The organism is Candidatus Zixiibacteriota bacterium, from assembly GCA_036480375.1.
Taxonomy (GTDB): Bacteria; Zixibacteria; MSB-5A5; order GN15; family JAAZOE01; genus JAZGGI01.
In genome coordinates this window covers 154,390-174,682 of record JAZGGI010000016.1, presented here as the reverse complement: position 1 = coordinate 174,682, position 20,293 = coordinate 154,390, and the positions used below count along the sequence as shown (strand labels likewise).

The following is a 20,293-nucleotide window of genomic DNA, read 5'->3' as shown; positions in this document are numbered from 1 at the left end:
GAAAATCATCCCGGTTTTTTTATGCGAAATGGGAATATAAATTTTTGGTTGCCTTACGCGTATAATCTTAATATCGATACATTATGTTGCACGGAATCGTCACAGCCCCGGTTATTGATCTAAGAGCCGCACCCGAATTCAAATCGGAGCGTCTCAGTCAGGCTCTGTTTGGAACGCCGATTGAAATTATCGAACCGGGCAAGGAATATTCCCGTATCCGATTAATTGAAGGATATCGAGGCTGGAGCAAAAACAGCCATATTATGCAAATAAACTATGAGTACTGGAAAAAATATCTTGAAGCGCCCAAATATGTCGTTAAAAGTAATTGCGTAATTATCAAAAATAAATCAAAAAAGCGGATAATTCCTCACCGCCTCTATTTCGGCACCCGGCTAATCTTATCAGAGGTCAAATGCAGAACCTACTTTACGATTCCATCCTGGGATAAAATTCGAATTGAGAAAAAATTCTTGAAAAAAATCCCGAGAAAAATATCTAAGGGGATTACCGGCGAGACACTGGTTAAAACCGCGGAAAGATTTTTGGGAGCTCCTTATCTTTGGGGAGGAATAACTCCTGCCGGATTTGATTGCAGCGGGCTGGTTCAGTCAGTATGCCGGTTCCATAGCTTAGAAGTGCCCCGCGACAGTAAGGACCAGAGAGACGTCGGGTTCGCCATTGAACGCCATGAACTAAAGCCCGGGGATTTACTGTTTTTCGAGGGTCATGTTGCCATTTCCCGGGGCGGACTTGATATTATTCATGCCAATCTGAGGCGAGGCATGGTTTCTTATGATTTGCTTGATCCTCAATCACCGATTTATCGAAAAGACCTTGACGATGGATTCCTTTTCGCCCGGCGGCTATCGTTATGAAATGCGAAGTTCTGCCAATCGAATTAAAACTCAAAAATGATTTCATCGTCGCCGGGGGAAAGGCCTCGATTAAAAATAATTTCATTGTGATATTAGATAATATCGGGTTGGGCGAAGCGGCCGGGTCAGTTCATTACGGCGTTGATGACAGGAAAATACTAGAGGAGTTATCCTCAATCGCCGACGAAATCAATTGTCTCCAAACTAATTTGGATGAGTATATTGAGACAATAGATGACAAATATAGCGCGCCGACGTTATGCGCCATTTCAACCGCCTGGCATGATTTACAGTGCAAAAATAATCGGCAGAATATTTCTGAATATTTCTCATTACCGGAGCCGCAAAAAAAACCAACATCATTGACCGTTTCAGTAGGCGATTTGGATCAATTGAAACGGGTTATCTCATCGAATGCTCAATTCGTAAAGTTGAAAATGAATAACGATTTAAATGCGGCTGACAATATTATCGCGTTGATCAATCAAAGCGAAGGAACGAGATTTCGCATCGACGCCAATGGAAGCTGGGATATTTCCATGGTGGAGTTTTTTATAAACAATGTGAGAACGGATAAAATCGAATTGATTGAACAACCTTTCGATTATGAAAAATTGGATTTGTGGACTCAATTGAGAAGTGAAACTGATATTCCTATTTTCATGGATGAATCGATCAATTCTCCCACAGACATCAAAAGAGTCGCCGAATTTGTCGATGGAGTTAATATAAAGATTCAAAAAACCGGAAGACTGGAAACAGCCATAGAAATGATTAAAATCGCCAAACAGAATAATCTAAAAACTATGATAGGCTGCATGATTGAATCATCCATTGGTATCGCGGCTGCCTATTCATTGTCGGGCATGGCTGATTTTATTGATCTCGATGGTGCGCTTTTAATTGAAAATGACCCCTTTGACGGCTTATCTTACAATAATCAATATTTGAATATTAACGGAAAATACGGACATGGCATTACGCTGGCTAAATAAAATATCTGCCTTAATTTTAATTCTGAATTGTTTTGCCGCAATTAGTTCGGCCGATTCACTCGATCTGAATATTGTTTACCCCAAAGAAAACCAAAATCTACCGCCAATAGATTCATGCTTCATCTTTGGCTCGGTATCTCCCGATGCGTCGCTGTCAATTAATCGCTTTGAAATAGGAGTCCACAAAGACGGAGGATGGCTGGCTTTTCTGCCGGTTAACCCCGGAGAATTTTCTTTTAACATCCGCGCCGAGAAAAACGGAATTATTGAAGAAAAAACAATTATTGTTAAACTGCCGGATTTGCCTAAATATACTTACGATAGTCTGCACATGCAGCCGGGGTCAATGAGTCCCTCGCGAGAAACATGGGTCAAAACCGGTGATAAGATTTCATTAGCGTTTAAGTCACTGCCTTTCTGCAATGCCTTTTGCGTCGTGGAGCCGTTTTGTGATACCGTTCCGATGACTGAAGCGCTGCCAAAGAATTACTATATTGGAGAAAATGTATTTGGCGGCGGTGAAAATAGAAATGTACTAACCCCGGAATCGCTTCTGGTCAGGGGAGAGTATATTGGACAGTACACTTTGCCTAAATCTTCCGCCGATAGTTTGTTATTTATCTATCATGTATATCCTCCCTCAGAGGAGCAACTGGAATGGATAAATAATTATCGAGCAATTCTTGGGCGTCAGTTGTTGGCCGTAGATAAAATTCTCAATCTTCCAAAAATCATCCGTGATACAACGATCGAAGCAGCGAAAATTATTCACGATGATCTCGAACCGACGATTGAATTGGTTGATAGTATCAGTATTATTCGCACCGGCCCCGGTAAAGGTTACCTGTGTATTCATCAACCGGCCGGTATCAGGGCCAAATTAATCGGTAAAGATGGCCGCTGGCTCAAAATCAGACTCTCCGATTATCAGCATGGCTGGATTATCGATACCGCTGCGGTCCTTCTGCCAGCGACAGAAAAAGTCCCTCATTCCTATATCAGGAAAATTCGGACGATAAATCATGATGATAAAGTATCGGTCATCATATCGACTTCAGGAAAACATCCCTTCAGGGTTGAAGAAAACATCAAGGAAAAATCAATCATGGTCTATCTCTACGGAGCCGATTCCGATACCGACTGGATACGATACGATAACGCCGATTTTCTTATCGATCAAATTACCTGGTTTCAGCCCGTACCGGGAATTTACGCCGTAAAAATATTTTTAACTTCCAATCGTATATGGGGCTATGACGGATATTATGTCGGCAATGAATTTCATTTCGATATCAAGAAATTCCCCCGCGACAAAGTTCGAATATCGCAGTTTCGTTTTGTAATTGATCCGGGGCATTCGGAAGACAAAGGCGCCGTCGGCCCAACCGGCCTGACCGAAAAAGACGCCAATCTGTTTATTGCCCGGCAGCTAAAAAAACAACTCGAACGGGAGGGCGCTGAAGTTATCCTCACTCGCGATGATGATTCCCATCTGCCTCTTTATGACCGGCCCAAAATCGCAAAACGAGAAAACACCGATATATTCATATCCATTCACAACAACGCCCTGCCGCCCGGAACCAATCCGTTTGTCAATAACGGCACTTCTACCTTTTATTATCATCCGCATTCGGCGCCCCTGGCGCATGCCGTTCATCAATCATTATCGCGCCATCTGGATCTTAACGATTTTGGATGGTATTACGGAAATTTTGCCGTCATCCGCCCGACCCAGTACCCGGCAATATTAGTCGAATGCGCCTATATGATGATTCCCGAGCAGGAAGCGGCGTTGCGAACCAAAAAGTTCCAGAAGAAAATCGCCCGGGCAATCGTTGCAGGCGTCAAAGATTTCCTCCGCGGCCACGCCCAAACCGAATGGGATATCAAACAGGATATTTCATACGGCCGATAACAAAATAAAACCGACGGAATATTATTTCCGCCGGTTAGAAATTACTCATCACATTCTAAATCGTCACAATCCGGCCAGCAAGTGTGTGGATAAATGAAAATACAATATATTCCACGCACAGCATCCCCAATATTGTCATGACAATCTCCATTGATATCAGCCGCGCGAGGACATTCAGAGTCAGGCCCACCCTTAAAAACATGGTTAATAATGTAGATTACGTCGCCTACGTTATATGCACCATCGGAATTGGCATCTCCGGGAATATCACAACAGGAGTCATTGAATAAATCCAGTCCCGCCGCCCAAGCATAGGCCTTATCAGCTTCGGCCAAGAAATCAATCGCCCCATTACGACTGGTGATCAAGGCAGTTAATATTTCTACCGGCTCATTTTCATCAAGATCGAATTCACTGAAAGTCGCCAGCATTGTCAGATCAGTATAAATTGAATCTTCGGAACCGGAAGTAGCGGTCCAAGGCACAAATCCTTCCATCGTTATCATCAAATCGAGAGTCGGACCAGCGGGAAGAGGAGCATCATCACCATACGGCCCGGATTTGGATATCCATGTAGCATTATCGAGCATTATTGCATTTTTAGGGAACGATACGCTCTCAGTGGGAAAAAACCGAACTCCCGCAAAGCGATCATCAGACTGCTGCTCAATTCCGCACTCTGCCAAAGCCTCAGCCTCACCGTTATCATCAGCCTCTTCACCCTGCAAATACAATAATTGACGTTCTTCATCGGCAAAAGAGATATTGTCATTGCCGGAATCAGAAGGCACATTCCAATCCCATACATATCCAATGAAAACATTATTCTTATTGCCTGAGGCACTTGTAACAAATAGTTTTTGAATCACAAATTCACACGCAGTATCGCCTTTGGGTATATAATATTCAACTGTTAAGTTAATAGAAGAATCAAAAGTAGTGAAATCGCCTGTCGCTCTTATGTAATCCGGATCACTTGTTTCATCGATTTCCAAATCACTCAATGCTCGAAATCCGCGAGATCCAAATTCGCTATCGGAAAGAAAATCAGTACACAGTTTAATCTCACCACCGTCATCCCATGCTATCACCGGCGAGCCATCATACAAATACATCCGGGCGTCAGCATTACCAAACGTATCGCAATCTTCGATATAATCCAAAGAATAATCGGGTGTCATGGCGCCCAATCGACCAGTATTCGATATCCTAATCTGCTTGCACGTCGTTGCCAGATCAGCATATTGCGGCAAATAAAACTCAGAAGCAATAGTTAAACAGACCGGTATTTGCCTCGGACTACTTGTCCCCTCATGGTTGATACTTATCATCGCCTCAATCGTAACCGGATCGCCTACATCGGTCGGAGCGGTGAAAATAAACTCGATATCGAGAGTATCCAAACCTCCGGCCAAAATCGTCCCTGACGATGGATTGGCGGTAATCCATCCGTCGCCATGATCATAATTAACCGAGATATTGAAATTATTATCCTGCGAACCGGGATTGACAGCTCTCACGGTATCATAAGTAACATCACCCGGCTGAGCAACCAACATCTCGCCCGAATAGCACAATCCAATACCATCCCCGGCATCATCTACATATTCTATCTGAGCGAAGGAATTAATTGTAAAACAAAAAATGAGGATGGGGATATACGGCATTATTCTCTTTAATCCTTGCACTATGTTTACCTCCCTAAAGCCGCTCAGCGACAATCATCTTGATGATGTGGTGAGCATTCGCTATTATTGCACCAGGGCACAGGCCCGCCCTTGAAAACGTGATTTATAATATACACGGCGTCTCCAACATTGACGCTACAATCACCGTTAGCATCGCCGTTACCATAAGCGCCACTATGACAGTATATTTCAGGTCCTGGGCCACCCTTGAAAACAAAATTAATCAGGTAAACAGCATCACCAACATTGCTTTGCCCGTCTAAATTCGGGTCACCGGGGCTGTCGCAATATGGGCGAGGCGGGGGAGGCCATGGACTTGCCCAATCAAGCGCCTTGTCAACCTCGGCCAAAAAATCGGTCTCACCGGTGCGGCCGGTTATCATCGCAAATGCAATCTCAATCGGTTCAGTCTCGGTAAGATCGAACTCTCCAAAAGTAGCCAGCATAGTCAGATCAACATAGACAGAATCTTCTGAACCCGTTGCCGATTCCCATGGGACAAATCCTTCAGTCGTCAGCATCAAATCATATATCGGTCCGTCAGGAAGCGGCGCATCATTACCATACGGCCCGGATTTGGAAACCCAGGTGGCATTATCTAGCGTCATTGCGTTCTTGGGCGTTGTAACATCCAATGTTGGAAAAAAGCGAACACCGGCATAGCGATCGTCGGATTGCCAACAAACACCGCATTCAGCAATTTGATCGTCTTCACCGTCATCATCCGCCTCTTCACCCTGCATATACAGCAATTGACGAGCTTCATCGGCTAAAGAATTATTATCGGAACCAGTGTCACTGGGCACGTTCCAGTCCCAAGCATAACCGATTAATACGTTATTCTTAGTTCCCGATGCGCTTGTGATATATAATTTTTGGACTATAAATTCGCACGCTGTATCACCTTGAGGTATATAATATTCGACCGTGAAATTTATCGACGAATCAAAAGTCGTGAAATCTCCGGTAGCCTTGATATAATCAGGATCACTTGTATCATCCACACTCAGATTACTCATTGCCCGAAATCCACGAGATCCAAATTCGCTATCGGAAAGAAAATCAGTACATACTTTAATCCCCTCACCGTCATCCCAGGCTATCACCGGCGAACCATCATACAAATACGTACGCGCATCGGCGTTTCCAAACGTATCGCAGTCTTCGATATAATCCATTGAATAATCAGGCGTCTTACCCGACAAACGACCGGTATTGAATACCCTGATCTGCTTGCATGTCGTCGCCAGATCGGCATGTTGAGGAAAGTAAAACTCCGACGCAACTGTAAAACAAACCGGTATCTGCCTCGGACTACTTGTCCCCTCATGGTTGATACTTATCATCGCCTCAATCGTAACCGGATCACCCACATCGGTCGGAGCGGTGAAAATAAACTCGATATCGAGAGTATCCATACCTCCGGCCAATATCATTCCCGACGATGGATTGGCGGTAATCCATCCGTCGCCCTGCTCGTAATACATCGAGATATTGAAATTATTATCCAGCATACCGGGATTGAAAGCTCTCACGGTATCATAAACAGATTCGCCCGGCGCGGCAGTCAGCATCTCATCCGAATAACACAATCCGATACCATCCCCGGCATCATCTTCGTAATCGGTTAAATGTTTAACATATAAACATATCGGAAATTCGCGAGGTGAATTTTTGCCCAAATGTGTAATGGATATATCCGCCTCCAAAGTCATGCCTTCTTGAGTTCCCGGCGGAACCGTTATGCCAAACTCGACCGGATATGCCTCACCGCCCGCTGGAATTGAACTGGTTGTAACGGATGGCGTAATCCAGTCGGAGCCATTGACATAATCAATAAAAATCGAAAATCCATTATCGAACTGCCCGGAATTAAACATATTGACGATTATAGTAGTATCTGTATTCGGAAAAAGACTAATAATAGTCTCTTCCGAACAAAAGCCTTCACCGGCATCATCGGCATATTCTATCTGAGCGAGGGCAGTTATATTAAAAAAAATAAAAATTGTGGGAATAAAAACGAATAGCTGCCTTAGCCTCCCTGTCATAATAATTTCCTCCTGTAAATTGCCCATTTTCCCGGCGGTAATTGCGCTGTGAGGTGGGAGACATTCCCCGTTGCTCGCATAAGTAATATAAGAATGTTTAATTTTTATAAAAGCACTTTTTTGAGGAAAATAATACCCCCGTCAGGAATCGAACCTGAACTTACAGCTCCGGAGGCTGTCGCGCTATCCGTTACGCCACGGGGGCAGTTGGATACATTTACTTTTGGAATCGATAAACTAAGTCGAAAAATCCGCCTTGTCAACTCTTTTGAATATCGCGATGCCAATCGACAAATTAAAAGATTGACAAATGATGCTCAAAACTTATTTTCTCCTATTGCATAAATAATAACGAGAGGCAATTACTATGCGCTGGAGTAAAACATACATACCGACTCTTCGGGAAGTTCCCGCCGAGGCCGAATTAATTTCTCATCAATATCTTCTCAGGGCCGGATATATGCGCCGACTGGCCGCAGGGGTGTATAATTATCTTCCTCTGATGCAAAGAGTTCTGAACAATATCTCAACCATTGTGCGAGAAGAGATGGACGCCTCGGGGGCTATTGAAATTCTCATGCCTGTTTTGCATCCGGCAGAATTATGGCAAAAATCCGGTCGCTGGGACACCATCGGTAAAGAATTGGTCCGTCTCAAAGATCGCCATGACCATGATATGGTCCTCGGGCCGACTCATGAAGAGGTTATAACCAATCTTGTCTCCGGAGAATTAAAAAGCTATCGCCAGATGCCTCTCAATATGTATCAGATTCAAACCAAGTTTCGAGACGAAATCCGTCCCCGTTTCGGATTGATGCGCGGGCGCGAATTTATAATGAAAGACGCTTATACTTTTGACGTTGATTTGGAAGCACACAAAATCGCTTATCAAAAAATGGTTGACGCCTATTTTAAAGTCTTTGAGCGTTGCGGTGTTGCCGCCAAAAAGGTTGAATCAGATACCGGAGCCATGGGCGGAACCGGAGCTCACGAATTTATGGTCCTGGTCGAAACCGACGGCGGAGAAGAGATTATTCTATCCTGCGATTCCTGCGATTATGCTGCCAATATCGAAAAAGCTACTTTTAGAGAATTAAACCCACCCGAGCAGGATAACGAACAAAAACCAATCGAAGAAGTTGACACTCCAAACGCCGCTACTATCGAAGAGATTACCGCGTTTCTCAAATTGCCTGCTCACCGTTTTGCCAAAACCTTATTATATCTGGCCGATGGAAAACCGGTGGCGGCGATGATTCGGGGCGACCGGCAAATCAATGAACTTAAATTAAATAACTACTTCGGCTGTCTGAAACTCGAAATGGCCGGTCCGGAAACGGTCGAAGAAATTACAAAAGCGCCGGTAGGTTTCGCCGGCCCGATAAGTCTCACAATTCCCATTATAGCCGATCCTGAAGTCGAGGCGATGACTAATTTCGTAACCGGGGCCAACAAAAAGGACACGCATATTCTGAACGTCAATTCGGACCGGGATTTCAAAGCCGCGGCGATAGTTGACCTTATCAATGCCGAAACTGGGGAAGGGTGCCCCCGCTGCAATAAAGGGCGGCTTGAGAAATATCGAGGAATTGAAGTCGGCAACACATTTTCGCTCGGAACCAAATATTCCGATAGCCTGGGAGGCAAATACCTCGATACCGGAGGTAACGAGAAGCCTTATTTTATGGGTTCTTACGGAATTGGAATTACTCGAACGGCGCAGGCAGCGATTGAAAAATACCATGACGATAAAGGGATAATCTGGCCCAAAGCGATTGCGCCATATCAAGTGATAATTTGCCCGCTTAATATGACAAATCAAGAACAGATCGAAATAGCCGAAAGAATCTATTCCCAGCTAATCGAAGCAGGTTATGAGGTTATTTTAGATGATCGGGCCGAACGGGCCGGCGTCAAGTTCAATGACGCGGATTTAATAGGTATTCCGCTCCGAATAGCATTGGGAAACAAATCCCTGGCTAAGGGCAAAGTCGAGCTAAAACTTAGAAATGAAACCGATGTGGAACTGGTCCAAATAGGCGAAATAGTTCAAAAAACTGCCGAATTTTTGGATCGCGCAATTTAACATTTTTTTATTGCTTTCCCTGTCTAATTTATTATACTGTTAAGCTTTAGTGTATTCTGGGAGTTTTCTGGAGTCAACCGGAGAAAGCCCGGTTTTGTTATGCGCCAAAAGCCGACTCAATTATTTGAGTTTAACAGAATGGTGTCGGTAGTAGGCGATGAGGTATTAAGTTGATTAGTGATCTAAAAACAGATATCGAGAATTTGGCGGAACCTCTGTTAGCCTCGGAAGGTTTTGAATTAGTGGAAATCAAACTCTCCCGGTACAAGAGCAATTTCCGTCTGCAGATATTTGTCGATTCCGATAACGGCGTGACGCTTGACAAATGCGTTGAATTGTCGAAAATTATCGGTGCCGCTGTGGATGTCGAAGATATTTTGGATTCCAAATATATCCTTGAGGTTTCTTCGCCGGGACTGGATCGACATCTTCACACTCAGCGTGATTTTGAAAGAAAAATCGGCAAGAACATAAAAGTGGAATACACCGAAGGCGGCAAGAAGAAAAGAATTCGCGGTTCGCTGACTGATGTGGATACGACGACAATTCTAATTAACGGTGAAGACGGCGAATTTAAAATAGCCCTGTCTGATATTCGGCAGGGTAAGGTAGTAATTTAGTGGAGTAATTCTGATGGGATTTGATACACTGGAAGCAATGACGCTTATCGCGCGAGATAAGAACATCGATATGGATTTGGTGATTGAGACGGTCGAGGCCGGGTTACTCGCTGCGGCGCGAAAAAAATATGGATTTATCGATAATCTCTCCTTCAATTTCGACCATAAGGAGGGAGAGCTGACTATGATTTCTTTGCGAATCGTTGTAGAGAAAGTTAAAGATCCTTATACCGAAATTTCTATTGAGGAAGCTCGCGAATTGGATACGGATGCCGAACTGGATGATTTCATGGAAATCTATATTGATCCGGTTGAGGAATTTGGAAGAAACGCGATTGCTTCGGCCAAACAAATCCTGATTCAGAGAATCCGGGAAGCGGAACGCGATCGCATTTACGACGAATATATCAACCGCGTGGGACAGCTTATCTCGGGAACGGTGCAGCAAATCGATAAAGGAAATGTCATCGTAAATCTTGGTCGGGCCGAATCTATTCTACCGGTCCGTGAACAGATCTCTCGAGAAAAATACCGCCAGGGCGACCGCATCCGCGCCATCATCCTTGATGTGCAAAAATCGATGAAGGGACCGCAAATCATTTTATCGCGCGTCAGCACCGATTTCATCTTACGTTTATTTGAGTTAGAGGTGCCGGAAATATATGAAAAAATTATTGAAATCCGCTCCATCGCTCGTGAGCCGGGTGACCGCACGAAACTGGCGGTTTATTCGGGTGATGAACGGATTGATCCCGTCGGAGCATGTGTCGGCATTAAAGGGGTGAGAGTTCAATCCATCGTTCGCGAATTAAACAATGAACGAATAGATATCGTTGCTTACAGTTCTAATTCGGAAGTTTTTGTCTCACGCGCCCTGGCCCCTGCCAAAGTTGTTACTATCGATGTTTATGATGAGGAAGTGGGAATGACCGTCGCGGTAGAAGATGACAAATTGTCGCTCGCTATCGGGAAAAACGGTCAAAACGCTCGCCTCGCCTCACGTCTGACAGGCTGGAAAATCAATATCATGTCAGAAACCGATTATAATGAGATGAAACACGAGGAAGCAGAATTGATGGTTCCGATTGGGCGATTGAGTGGCGTCGGTGACGTCCTCGAAGAACGATTGGTTGACGCGGATATCAATACCGTCAAAGATTTGGCTGATAGTGAACTCGAAGATATTGTCAAAATAGAGGGTATCGGAGAAAAAACGGCGAAGAGATTAATTGAACGCGCAATTGAATTTATGACCGAACATGAAGAACTAATTAGAGCACAAAAGGTCGAAACTCAGGCGCAGGAAAAACTTGACGCAGATTCATCCTCAAAAATTACTGAACTTGAATTTGTGGATGATGCCGAAGATGAAGAAGACGAAAATGACGATAATGACAATGAATCTGAGACACCGGAAAAAGATGAATAAGAGATTGTTCAGGGAAGAAAATAAAGTTATTTGAGGGCGGTTTATAACCGGAGGATTACCTTGGCTGACAATAAGTCCAGAAAACGAATTTACGATATCGCTAAGGAATATAAAATTTCGAGTGATGCCTTGCTAAAAGTTCTACGCGGGCTTGGATTTACTATCAAATCTCACATGTCGATTGCGTCGAGTGATATGCTCGAAGCTATTGACAATAAGTTCAAACGCGAAATAGCGGAAGTCAAAAAAGATGATGAAGCCCGCAAGCAAAAGCTACAGGAATTGAAATCCAAAAAGCGCCGAGAAGAAGCCAAGAAACTCGCCCTTAGAAAAAAAGCTGCTGCTCAGGCCAAAAAGAAAAAATCACTGGCGGAAAGGAAAGCAAGAAAATTGGCCGCCAGAGAACTTGAGAAATCCCAAAAGACCGCGGAATTGGAGGATCAGAAGCCCAAAAAAATGGCCGCGAAAAAGGCAAAAGATGAAGAAATCGCTGAAGCCAAAGCCAGAAAGCCCAAAAAGGCCGTCTCAAAGAGAGTTGTAGCCGAGCAAAAACCAAGAAGATTTGCCAAAAAGGTTCTGGAAAAACCAAAGACTGGACCAGCCAAGGCCGCTGAGCCCGCTAAGGCTGAAAAGCCAAAAGCCAAAAAAGAAAAAACGGAAATATCTCGTCAGACGATTACTTCAACGCCCGGTGCCGCCAAGAAATTGCAGAAAAAGCTTGATCAACGAATTGGAGCCGGCCGGCCTCCGAAAAAGCGAAGAAAACGAGATAGATCTAAGAAAAAGAATGAGCATAAAGTCGATACTACTGCCGTTAAATTGTCATTTAAACAGACAATGGCAACCATGGATTCGGGGAAAAAAATCAAGAAGCATAAGAAACGAAGCCAGATTACGGATGATGATTATGGAATTACGGCGATTGAAGTCACTGAATTTATGACTCTCTCGGAATTAGCCAGGGCTTTTGGCAAAAAGCCAGCCGAACTGGTTGCCAAATGCATGGAAATGGGGATGCTCGCATCGATAAACCAACGTCTTGACATGGATACCATCGAAATGCTGGCTATTGAATTCGAGCTTGATGTCAGGCAAATTGAAGAAGTTGTGAACGTTACTATTGAAGAAGAGGAGGAAACTCAACTCGAATCCCGCGCTCCGGTCGTAACCATTATGGGCCATGTCGATCATGGAAAAACTACCCTTCTGGATTATATCAGAGAATCCGATATTGTTTCAGGTGAAGCGGGCAAAATCACTCAACATATCGGTGCCTACAGCGTGCAAACCCGTGGGGGCCGTATTACTTTTCTTGATACTCCCGGCCATGAAGCATTTTCGGCCATGCGTGCCCGCGGCGCTCAAGTCACAGATGTTGTCATTCTTGTCATTTCTTCAACCGAGGCGGTCATGCCCCAAACGGTGGAAGCCATCGACCACGCCAAAGCCGCCAAAGTGCCTATCATGGTGGCGATAAATAAAATGGATTTACCAGACGCTAACCCCGATTCCGTTCGCCAACAATTAACGAATCATAATCTTCTTGATGAATCATGGGGCGGCAAAACCATAATGGTAGAGTTGTCGGCCAAAACCGGTGAAGGCGTAGATAAACTACTGGAAATGATCCTACTACAGGTTGAAATGCTTGAGCTTAAGGCCGACCCAAACATTAAAGCTCAGGGAACTGTAATTGAAGCCCAATTGGAAAAGGGGCGAGGCACTGTCGCCACTGTTCTTATTCAAAAGGGCACATTGGAGGTTGGAAGGCCTTTCGTCTCCGGAAGCTATTTTGGCCGCGTTAGAGCCATGGCTGATGATCGAGGCAATAAGGTTGAAAAAGCAGGGCCATCAACCCCAACAATTATTACCGGAATATCAGGCGTACCTCAAGCGGGTGATTCGTTTATTGTAACATCTTCTGAATCAGAAGCCCGAGACGTAGCTCAAAAGAGACAACAAATTAAACGCGAGTATGAATTACGCCGCGTCGGTACCCCGACTACCCTTGAATCAATTTATGAGAAAATCAAAGATGGTCAGGTTACTGACTTGAAAATAGTAATTAAGGGTGATGTTGCCGGTTCTGTTGAAGCCTTGACTGAAACTCTTACCGGAATTGGCAATGAAGAAGTACGGGTCAATATTATCCGCTCTGGTGTTGGAGCTATTAGTGAATCCGATGTATTGTTAGCGTCTGCTTCTGATGCCATTGTCGTCGGTTTTCATATTACAGCCGATCCTCGTGCTCGTGAAACGGCCAACCGCGAAAAAGTTGATATCCGCACCTATTCAGTTATTTATGAAGTTAAAGAGGATATTACAAAAGCAATTGAGGGATTGCTTAAACCTGAACTGGTTGAGAAATGGAAAGGTACTGCCGAAGTGCGTCAGCCTTTCAAAATTCCAAAAGTTGGCTTAATATGCGGTTCCCACATTCAACAGGGCAAAATGACCCGGGGAGATAAAATACGTGTGAGTCGTGATGGTGTTGTTATTCATGAAGGAACTATTTCTTCTCTCAAGAGGTTTAAAGAAGACGTGAAAGAAGTCGTGGCCGGGCTTGAATGCGGAATTGGAATTGAAAAATTTGAGGATGTCCAGGTGGGCGATCATATCGAAACTTACGAAATGGTCGAAACATCGCGGACATTATAGATGTGATTATTGGTTGTTTGAAAGTAATGCTGAATATTCCTGCGGCCCGCTCGCTTAAAGATAAGCGGCGAGTAATTAAATCCCTGATTACTCGAATACACAATCGGCATAACGCGTCCGTAGCTGAAGTGGGTGAAAATGAGAGGCATCAATCTTGTCTTCTGGGAACCGCCGTGGTATCCAATGATAGCGGTCACGCCAATCAGTGTTTGTCGGCAATCGTTAATATGATTGAACGAGAGAGCGAATCCTATATTGTTGACTATGAAATCGAGTTGCTGTAATGAAATCATTTAAGCGTTCAAGTCGTGTTGCTGATCAAATCCAACGAGATGTCTCGGATATCGTCAGCGCCATGCTTCGTGATAAAGTTGACGCGATGGTAACTATCAGCGCCGTTAATGTTTCTGACGATTTGCGGCATGCTAAAATATATTATACCGTTCTCGGCGGTGAGAAGAAACTGGATGAAATAAAAGACGTCTTCGACCGGTCAACGGGTTATGTCCAGAGAGAACTGGCTCATCGTTTAAGAATCCGACGTATACCCGAAATCTCTTTTAAGTATGATACCTCTCTGATCGAAGGAATTCGATTAACGACAAAGATTGATCAAGTTATTGAAAAAGACATTATAGGCGGTAACAAACAAGAAATTCACGATCCGGAAACGATTAGTCAAATAATTGATACGCTGAATAATTCGGAAAAGGTTCTGATCGTGGGGCATATCAATCCGGACGGGGATTCCATTGGATCACAACTGGGCTTTGCGGGGTATTTAGATCAAAAGAATATTAAATGCCGGATTATCAATGAGGGTACTATTCCATTCAACTATGAGTTTTTGCCCGGGATCGATCAAATTGAGAATATTGAGAACCTTAACGGAGGTGATGATTCATTTGATACGGTTGTGTTTATTGAATGCTCCACTGGTGATCGTTGCGGCAAGGTAGCCTCGCTAATAGATCCTGAAAATCAGAAAATTATAAATATCGATCATCATCGGGATAATAGTTCATTCGGCCATATCAATTTTGTCGATAATGAAGCCTCCGCCGCAGGAGAAATGATTTATGATATTCTTCTTTATGCGTCGGCTGAAATCGATTCCAATATCGCAACCAATTTATATACCGCCATCGTAACCGATACTGGTCAATTTCAGTATAGCTGCACGACCTCCCGCAGTCTGAGAATTGCCGCGGTCTTAATGGATAAAGGCATTGACTATATTGAAATCATAAATGAGTTGTATCACAATTATACACCGGGAGCGATGCGGTTGTTGGGAACTTCTCTTTTGAATCAGGAATATCACCTCGACGGCAAAGTATGCTATATGACGGTCACTGATGATTTGCTCGAGCAAACCGGCTCTGCCAAAAAAGACACCGAGGGATTGATAAATTATTCCATTAGCCTGGCCGGGGTTGTTATCGGAGTGTTATTTCGGGAAATATCAGCAAACGTTACTAAGGCCTCATTTCGTTCGGCCAATGGTATAGATATTATAAAAGTAGCGGCCAAATACGGCGGTGGGGGCCATCGCATTGCCTGTGGTTGCACTCTTGAGACATCCTTGGATGAAGCCAAAAAAATGATTTTAGCCGATATTAAGGAATTGCTAAATGGAACGATTTGACGGCTTGTTGCCTATATATAAAGACTCAGGTCCGACAAGTCATGATGTTATCTATCGACTTCGTAGCATTCTTAATCGCCAGAAGATAGGGCATACCGGTACGCTCGATCCATTAGCCTCGGGATTATTGCCGATTACCCTGGGAAGAGCCACGAAATTGACGCAATTCTTTACGGATTGGGATAAATCTTATCAGGCCGAGATAACACTGGGAGCGAGATCAGATACTTTCGATTCTGAGGGTCATATTTCGGATAATCGGGAAATTCCCGAGCTTTCGAAAGATGATATTAAAGGTTATTTAAGCGCTTTTATCGGGAAGATTATCCAGAAAGTTCCTTCATTTTCCGCGGTCAAAGTTAAAGGCAAAGAACTATACAAATATGCTCGACGGGGCATCAAGGTGGAAACGCCGAATCGCGAGATCGAAATTCATTCAATTGATTTGTTATCTTATGATCGCCACAAATTAACTATAAGAGTGGATTGCGGTAAGGGAACATACATTCGCGTACTGGCCAACGACTTGGGAAATAACATCGGGTGCGGTGCGTATTTGTCGGGATTAAAAAGACTTAGGGCTGGTTCGTTGGAAATCGATTCGGCCCTGACTCTGGAATCGGTATCGGAGTTATACAATAATGGGAAACTGGCAAAACATATCATCCCGATGCGCGATGTAATAGAATTTCCAATTTTGAGCGTTTCTTTGGAGGCGGAAAAATCTATAAAACATGGGGGCGTACCTGAAAGAAAAGAAATACTGAATTGGAATCGGGAATTTTTACCCGGTAATTTAGTCGCGATGGCAAGTCAGAACGGGAATATTCTGGCGATCGGTAAGTCGAAGTGCAGTGCCGCTTCCCTGAAAAGTAATTTAGATAATGATTATTTTTCTTTCGTAAGGGTTTTGATTTGAGTCTTAAGGTCTTTACATCGGCGGATGAATATGCCAAAAAAAGCGGCGGCCCCTGCGTTGCTACACTGGGGACGTTTGATGGTTTCCATAAAGGGCATGCTTCTATCTTCAGTCGATTAATCAAAGTAAGTCAGGATATGAATCTGCCGGCGGTGGTAATTACATTTCATCCTCATCCGCGCGTTTTGGTGACCCCTGATAACCCGCCCCAGCTTTTAACCGTCCCCGATGAGAAAATTGAAATATTAAAAAGCCGTTTAGACGGATCTCTGGTCTTTTTGACTTTTAATGACAAACTTAGACGTATGACGGCGGAGGAATTCGCGAAAAATGTTTTAATAGAAAGATTCGGTATAAAATCACTTGTCGTTGGATATAATCATAGTTTTGGTCGCGACCGCTCCGGAAATATAGATCATTTGAGGGAAATGGGTCGGCGAGAGAATTTTGATGTTAATGTTGTCGGCCCGGTAACTTATAGGGATTTGCCTATATCCTCAAGCCGCATAAGACGAGCGATTCAAAGTGGCGAATGGCGTGACGCGATAGCCATGCTGGGACATCATTACCCGATTTACGGTACCGTAGTTAAGGGACTGGGAAAGGGGAAGCAGTTGGGTTGGCCGACCATGAATATTGACTGGTCTGAAAGGAAGATGCTCCCTCCTCAAGGCGTCTATTCATGTCTGGCCACTTTAGATGAGCATACTTACAAAGGGATGATGTTTATCGGAGTAAATATGCTGAATCCTGAGAAGAGAGTTTCGGTAGAAGCTCATCTATTTGATTTCAATAAGGACGTTTATGGAAAACAGGTTACTTTATATCCTTCGCATTTCCTGAGATCCAGTAGGCGTTTTGAATCGGTCGAAGCCTTATCGCATCAGATTGCCGATGACAAAGAGAAAATCGAAAGATTGTTACATTAAAGAGGAGAGTAGTTGTGCTAACAAGCAATGAAAAAAGGAAAGAAATTATTGAGCAACACAAACTGCATGATACCGATACCGGTTCACCGGAAGTGCAGATTGCGTTACTGACGGAACGAATTAATCATTTGACCGGACATCTGAAAGAACACAAGAAGGATTTTCATTCACAGCGCGGTTTATTGAAAATGGTCGGAAAGCGTCGCCGCCTTCTCGATTATCTTAAAAAAACCGATATTGAAAGCTACCGGGCATTGATTGCGGAACTCGGACTCAGACGTTAAAGGAGAAAATAGTTAATGATACACTCGGTTAAACTGGAAATCGGCGGACGGACGCTGACAATTGAAACCGGCCGGATTGCCAAACAGGCAAATGGGGCGGTAATCATTAAATACGGTGACACGGTAATTCTCACAACGGCGGTTGCCTCAAGGGAACCTATCGATCGCGATTTTCTGCCGTTATCCGTCGAATACAGGGAGCGGTCTTATGCCGCTGGAAAAATCCCAGGTGGATTTTTCAAGAGAGAGGGAAGACCTTCGGAAAAGGAAATATTATCGTGTCGCATCATTGACCGACCGATACGTCCCCTTTTCCCCGAAGGATACCGGAATGAAATTCAAATAATAAATTTGATCTTGTCGCATGACCACGAAAACGATCCCGATGTCCTCGGGCTTATCGGAGCCGCCGCGTCATTGGCCATATCCGATATCGCTTTCGACTCAGTCTTGGCTGGAGTCAGAGTCTCCAAAATTGACGATGAATATAAGATATTTCCAACCATTGCGGAGGTCGAAGAAGCCGATCTCAATATTATTATTGCGGGAACGGCAGATTCCATTTCCATGGTTGAAGGTGGAGCCTTTGAAGCCTCTGAAGACGAAATGGTGGAAGCTTTGAAATTTGGCCATGAGCATATCAAGACGATTGTCGGAAAAATTGAAGAATTAAAAACCGCCTGCGGTAAAGAGAAGAAAACTTTTACTCCCCCGGAGAAAAACGAAGAACTCCTGGCCAAAGTTGAGGAGTTGATTGGCGACCGCACAAAGGAAATCAACCGGATGACCGACAAGGCCGAAAGAGGCGATGCCAAGCATGATCTAAAAAAAGACATCGTCAGCCAACTCGAGGAAAAATATCCTGATGAAACCGGAGCCATAAAAAACCACATCCACGATTTGGATGACGCCGAAATGCGTCGGATGATTGTTGAGGATGGCAAAAGACTCGATAATCGCGGTTTCGATGAAATTCGCCCCATTAATTGTGAGGTTTCGGTTTTGCCGCGTACTCACGGCTCCGCTCTCTTCACTCGCGGGCAAACTCAAGCGTTGGTTGCGGTCACCCTGGGCACCAAGATCGATGAACAGCGCCTAGATGAGTTGGAGGGCGAATCAACCAAGTCCTACATGCTCCATTATAATTTCCCGCCCTTTTCGGTAGGTGAAGTGAGACCCATTCGAGGCGTTGGACGGCGCGAGGTCGGGCATGGCAATTTAGCCGAACGTGCTATCAATCCGGTTATCCCGGTTGGTGACAGGTTCCCTTATACAATCCGAATCGTTTCCGATATTATGGAATCCAACGGCTCCTCGTCGATGGCTTCGGTTTGCGGAGGTTCTCTGGCTCTCATGGATACCGGCGTTCCAATCAAAGCCCCCGTTGCCGGAATCGCTATGGGACTCATCAAGGAAGATGACAAGATAATCGTCTTGACCGATATCCTTGGTGATGAGGATCACTTCGGAGATATGGATTTCAAAGTTACCGGTACCGCTGACGGCGTAACCGCCCTGCAAATGGATATCAAGGTAAAGGGACTTGATCTTGAAACTTTGCGCATGGCTCTCGAAAAAGCCAAGGCGGCACGTTTGTATATTCTTGGCGAGATGGCCAGGGCGATTGACAAACCTCGATCCGAATTGTCGCAATACGCCCCGCGTATTATCACGATCAAAATTAATCCCGAAAAAATCGGCGACGTTATAGGACCCGGTGGAAAGATTATTCGATCAATCGTTGAGGAAACCGGTGCGAAAATCGATATCGAGGATGATGGAACTGTCCTGATCTCTTCCGTTGACGGAGAGGCTGGCGAAGCGGCTCGTGAGAGGGTGCTGATGATTGTTGAGGATCCCGAAATCGATAAAGAATACATGGGGACCGTTAGGCGCATAGCCGATTTTGGAGCCTTCGTAGAAATTCTGCCCGGAACCGATGGACTCGTTCATATATCAGAATTGGCTTATGAACGAGTTAACAGGGTTGAGGATGTATTAAGTGTGGGCGATCAGGTTAAAGTAAAATGTATAAATATCGATGGTGACGGTAAGGTTCGACTTTCGATTAAGGCAACATTGCCGGTTCCGGAAGGCTACGTTCCACCACCACCTCGCCCATCCGGTCCGCGAGGAGGCAACCGCGGCGGAAGGGATAGATACAGCAGCCAAAGAAGACAAAGGCGATAGAAT

Annotated in this window: 15 protein-coding genes and 1 tRNA gene; 13 read left to right on the top strand and 3 right to left on the bottom strand. The window is 44.4% G+C overall.

All coding sequences use genetic code 11. The annotated features are described in order from the left end of the window. Positions 1–83 precede the first annotated feature (83 nt). The 3 genes from V3V99_04020 to V3V99_04010 are packed head-to-tail and all read left to right on the top strand — an operon-like array spanning position 84 to position 3,788. A complete protein-coding gene (locus V3V99_04020) occupies positions 84–878 on the top strand; it encodes an NlpC/P60 family protein (protein ID MEE9441813.1) in 795 nt (264 codons plus the stop codon). Beyond that, positions 875–1,873 (top strand): enolase C-terminal domain-like protein, encoded by a 999-nt coding sequence (locus V3V99_04015; GenBank protein MEE9441812.1) that lies wholly within the window; start codon positions 875–877, stop codon positions 1,871–1,873. Before V3V99_04020 ends, V3V99_04015 begins: the two co-directional genes overlap by 4 nt. After that, the gene (locus V3V99_04010; GenBank protein MEE9441811.1) at positions 1,851–3,788 is read left to right on the top strand and encodes an N-acetylmuramoyl-L-alanine amidase; all 1,938 of its coding nucleotides are present in this window, start codon (positions 1,851–1,853) and stop codon (positions 3,786–3,788) included. The genes V3V99_04015 and V3V99_04010 overlap by 23 nt, the downstream gene beginning before the upstream one ends. 41 nt (positions 3,789–3,829) lie before the next feature. On the opposite strand, the gene V3V99_04005 is transcribed toward V3V99_04010, so the two are convergent. The 3 genes from V3V99_04005 to V3V99_03995 all read right to left on the bottom strand — a co-directional run bounded on the left by V3V99_04005 (position 3,830) and on the right by V3V99_03995 (position 7,732). Then, positions 3,830–5,476, bottom strand: a complete 1,647-nt coding sequence (locus tag V3V99_04005; protein MEE9441810.1) for a hypothetical protein — start codon at positions 5,474–5,476, stop codon at positions 3,830–3,832. Between the two features lie 23 nt (positions 5,477–5,499). After that, a complete protein-coding gene (locus V3V99_04000; GenBank protein MEE9441809.1) occupies positions 5,500–7,527 on the bottom strand; it encodes a dockerin type I repeat-containing protein in 2,028 nt (675 codons plus the stop codon). Between the two features lie 133 nt (positions 7,528–7,660). After that, positions 7,661–7,732 (bottom strand) — tRNA-Arg (locus V3V99_03995). Positions 7,733–7,894: 162 nt separating this feature from the next. Here V3V99_03995 and V3V99_03990 point away from each other — a divergent pair. The 10 genes from V3V99_03990 (at position 7,895) to pnp (ending at position 20,290) form a co-directional block, all read left to right on the top strand. Beyond that, positions 7,895–9,613: a proline--tRNA ligase gene (locus V3V99_03990; protein ID MEE9441808.1), complete on the top strand. Its 1,719-nt coding sequence runs from the start codon at positions 7,895–7,897 to the stop codon at positions 9,611–9,613. Between the two features lie 170 nt (positions 9,614–9,783). Beyond that, positions 9,784–10,233, top strand: a complete 450-nt coding sequence (gene rimP / locus V3V99_03985; GenBank protein ID MEE9441807.1) for a ribosome maturation factor RimP — start codon at positions 9,784–9,786, stop codon at positions 10,231–10,233. A gap of 13 nt (positions 10,234–10,246) precedes the next feature. Continuing rightward, complete coding sequence (gene nusA / locus V3V99_03980; GenBank protein MEE9441806.1) at positions 10,247–11,662, top strand: transcription termination factor NusA; 1,416 nt, start codon at positions 10,247–10,249, stop codon at positions 11,660–11,662. Positions 11,663–11,722: 60 nt separating this feature from the next. Then, positions 11,723–14,320 carry a translation initiation factor IF-2 gene (gene infB / locus V3V99_03975; GenBank protein MEE9441805.1) on the top strand — a complete coding sequence of 866 codons (2,598 nt, stop codon included), beginning with the start codon at positions 11,723–11,725 and terminating at the stop codon, positions 14,318–14,320. Positions 14,321–14,322: 2 nt separating this feature from the next. Continuing rightward, positions 14,323–14,604 (top strand): DUF503 domain-containing protein, encoded by a 282-nt coding sequence (locus V3V99_03970; GenBank protein MEE9441804.1) that lies wholly within the window; start codon positions 14,323–14,325, stop codon positions 14,602–14,604. After that, on the top strand, positions 14,604–15,968 hold the full coding sequence (rbfA, locus tag V3V99_03965) for a 30S ribosome-binding factor RbfA (GenBank protein MEE9441803.1): 1,365 nt from the start codon (positions 14,604–14,606) through the stop codon (positions 15,966–15,968). Before V3V99_03970 ends, rbfA begins: the two co-directional genes overlap by 1 nt. Then, the gene (gene truB, locus V3V99_03960) at positions 15,955–16,887 is read left to right on the top strand and encodes a tRNA pseudouridine(55) synthase TruB (GenBank protein MEE9441802.1); all 933 of its coding nucleotides are present in this window, start codon (positions 15,955–15,957) and stop codon (positions 16,885–16,887) included. Before rbfA ends, truB begins: the two co-directional genes overlap by 14 nt. Further along, on the top strand, positions 16,884–17,816 hold the full coding sequence (locus V3V99_03955) for a bifunctional riboflavin kinase/FAD synthetase (protein MEE9441801.1): 933 nt from the start codon (positions 16,884–16,886) through the stop codon (positions 17,814–17,816). Before truB ends, V3V99_03955 begins: the two co-directional genes overlap by 4 nt. A 14-nt stretch (positions 17,817–17,830) precedes the next feature. Then, on the top strand, positions 17,831–18,100 hold the full coding sequence (rpsO, locus tag V3V99_03950; GenBank protein MEE9441800.1) for a 30S ribosomal protein S15: 270 nt from the start codon (positions 17,831–17,833) through the stop codon (positions 18,098–18,100). Between the two features lie 15 nt (positions 18,101–18,115). Then, the gene (pnp, locus tag V3V99_03945; GenBank protein MEE9441799.1) at positions 18,116–20,290 is read left to right on the top strand and encodes a polyribonucleotide nucleotidyltransferase; all 2,175 of its coding nucleotides are present in this window, start codon (positions 18,116–18,118) and stop codon (positions 20,288–20,290) included. Positions 20,291–20,293: the final 3 nt, after the last annotated feature.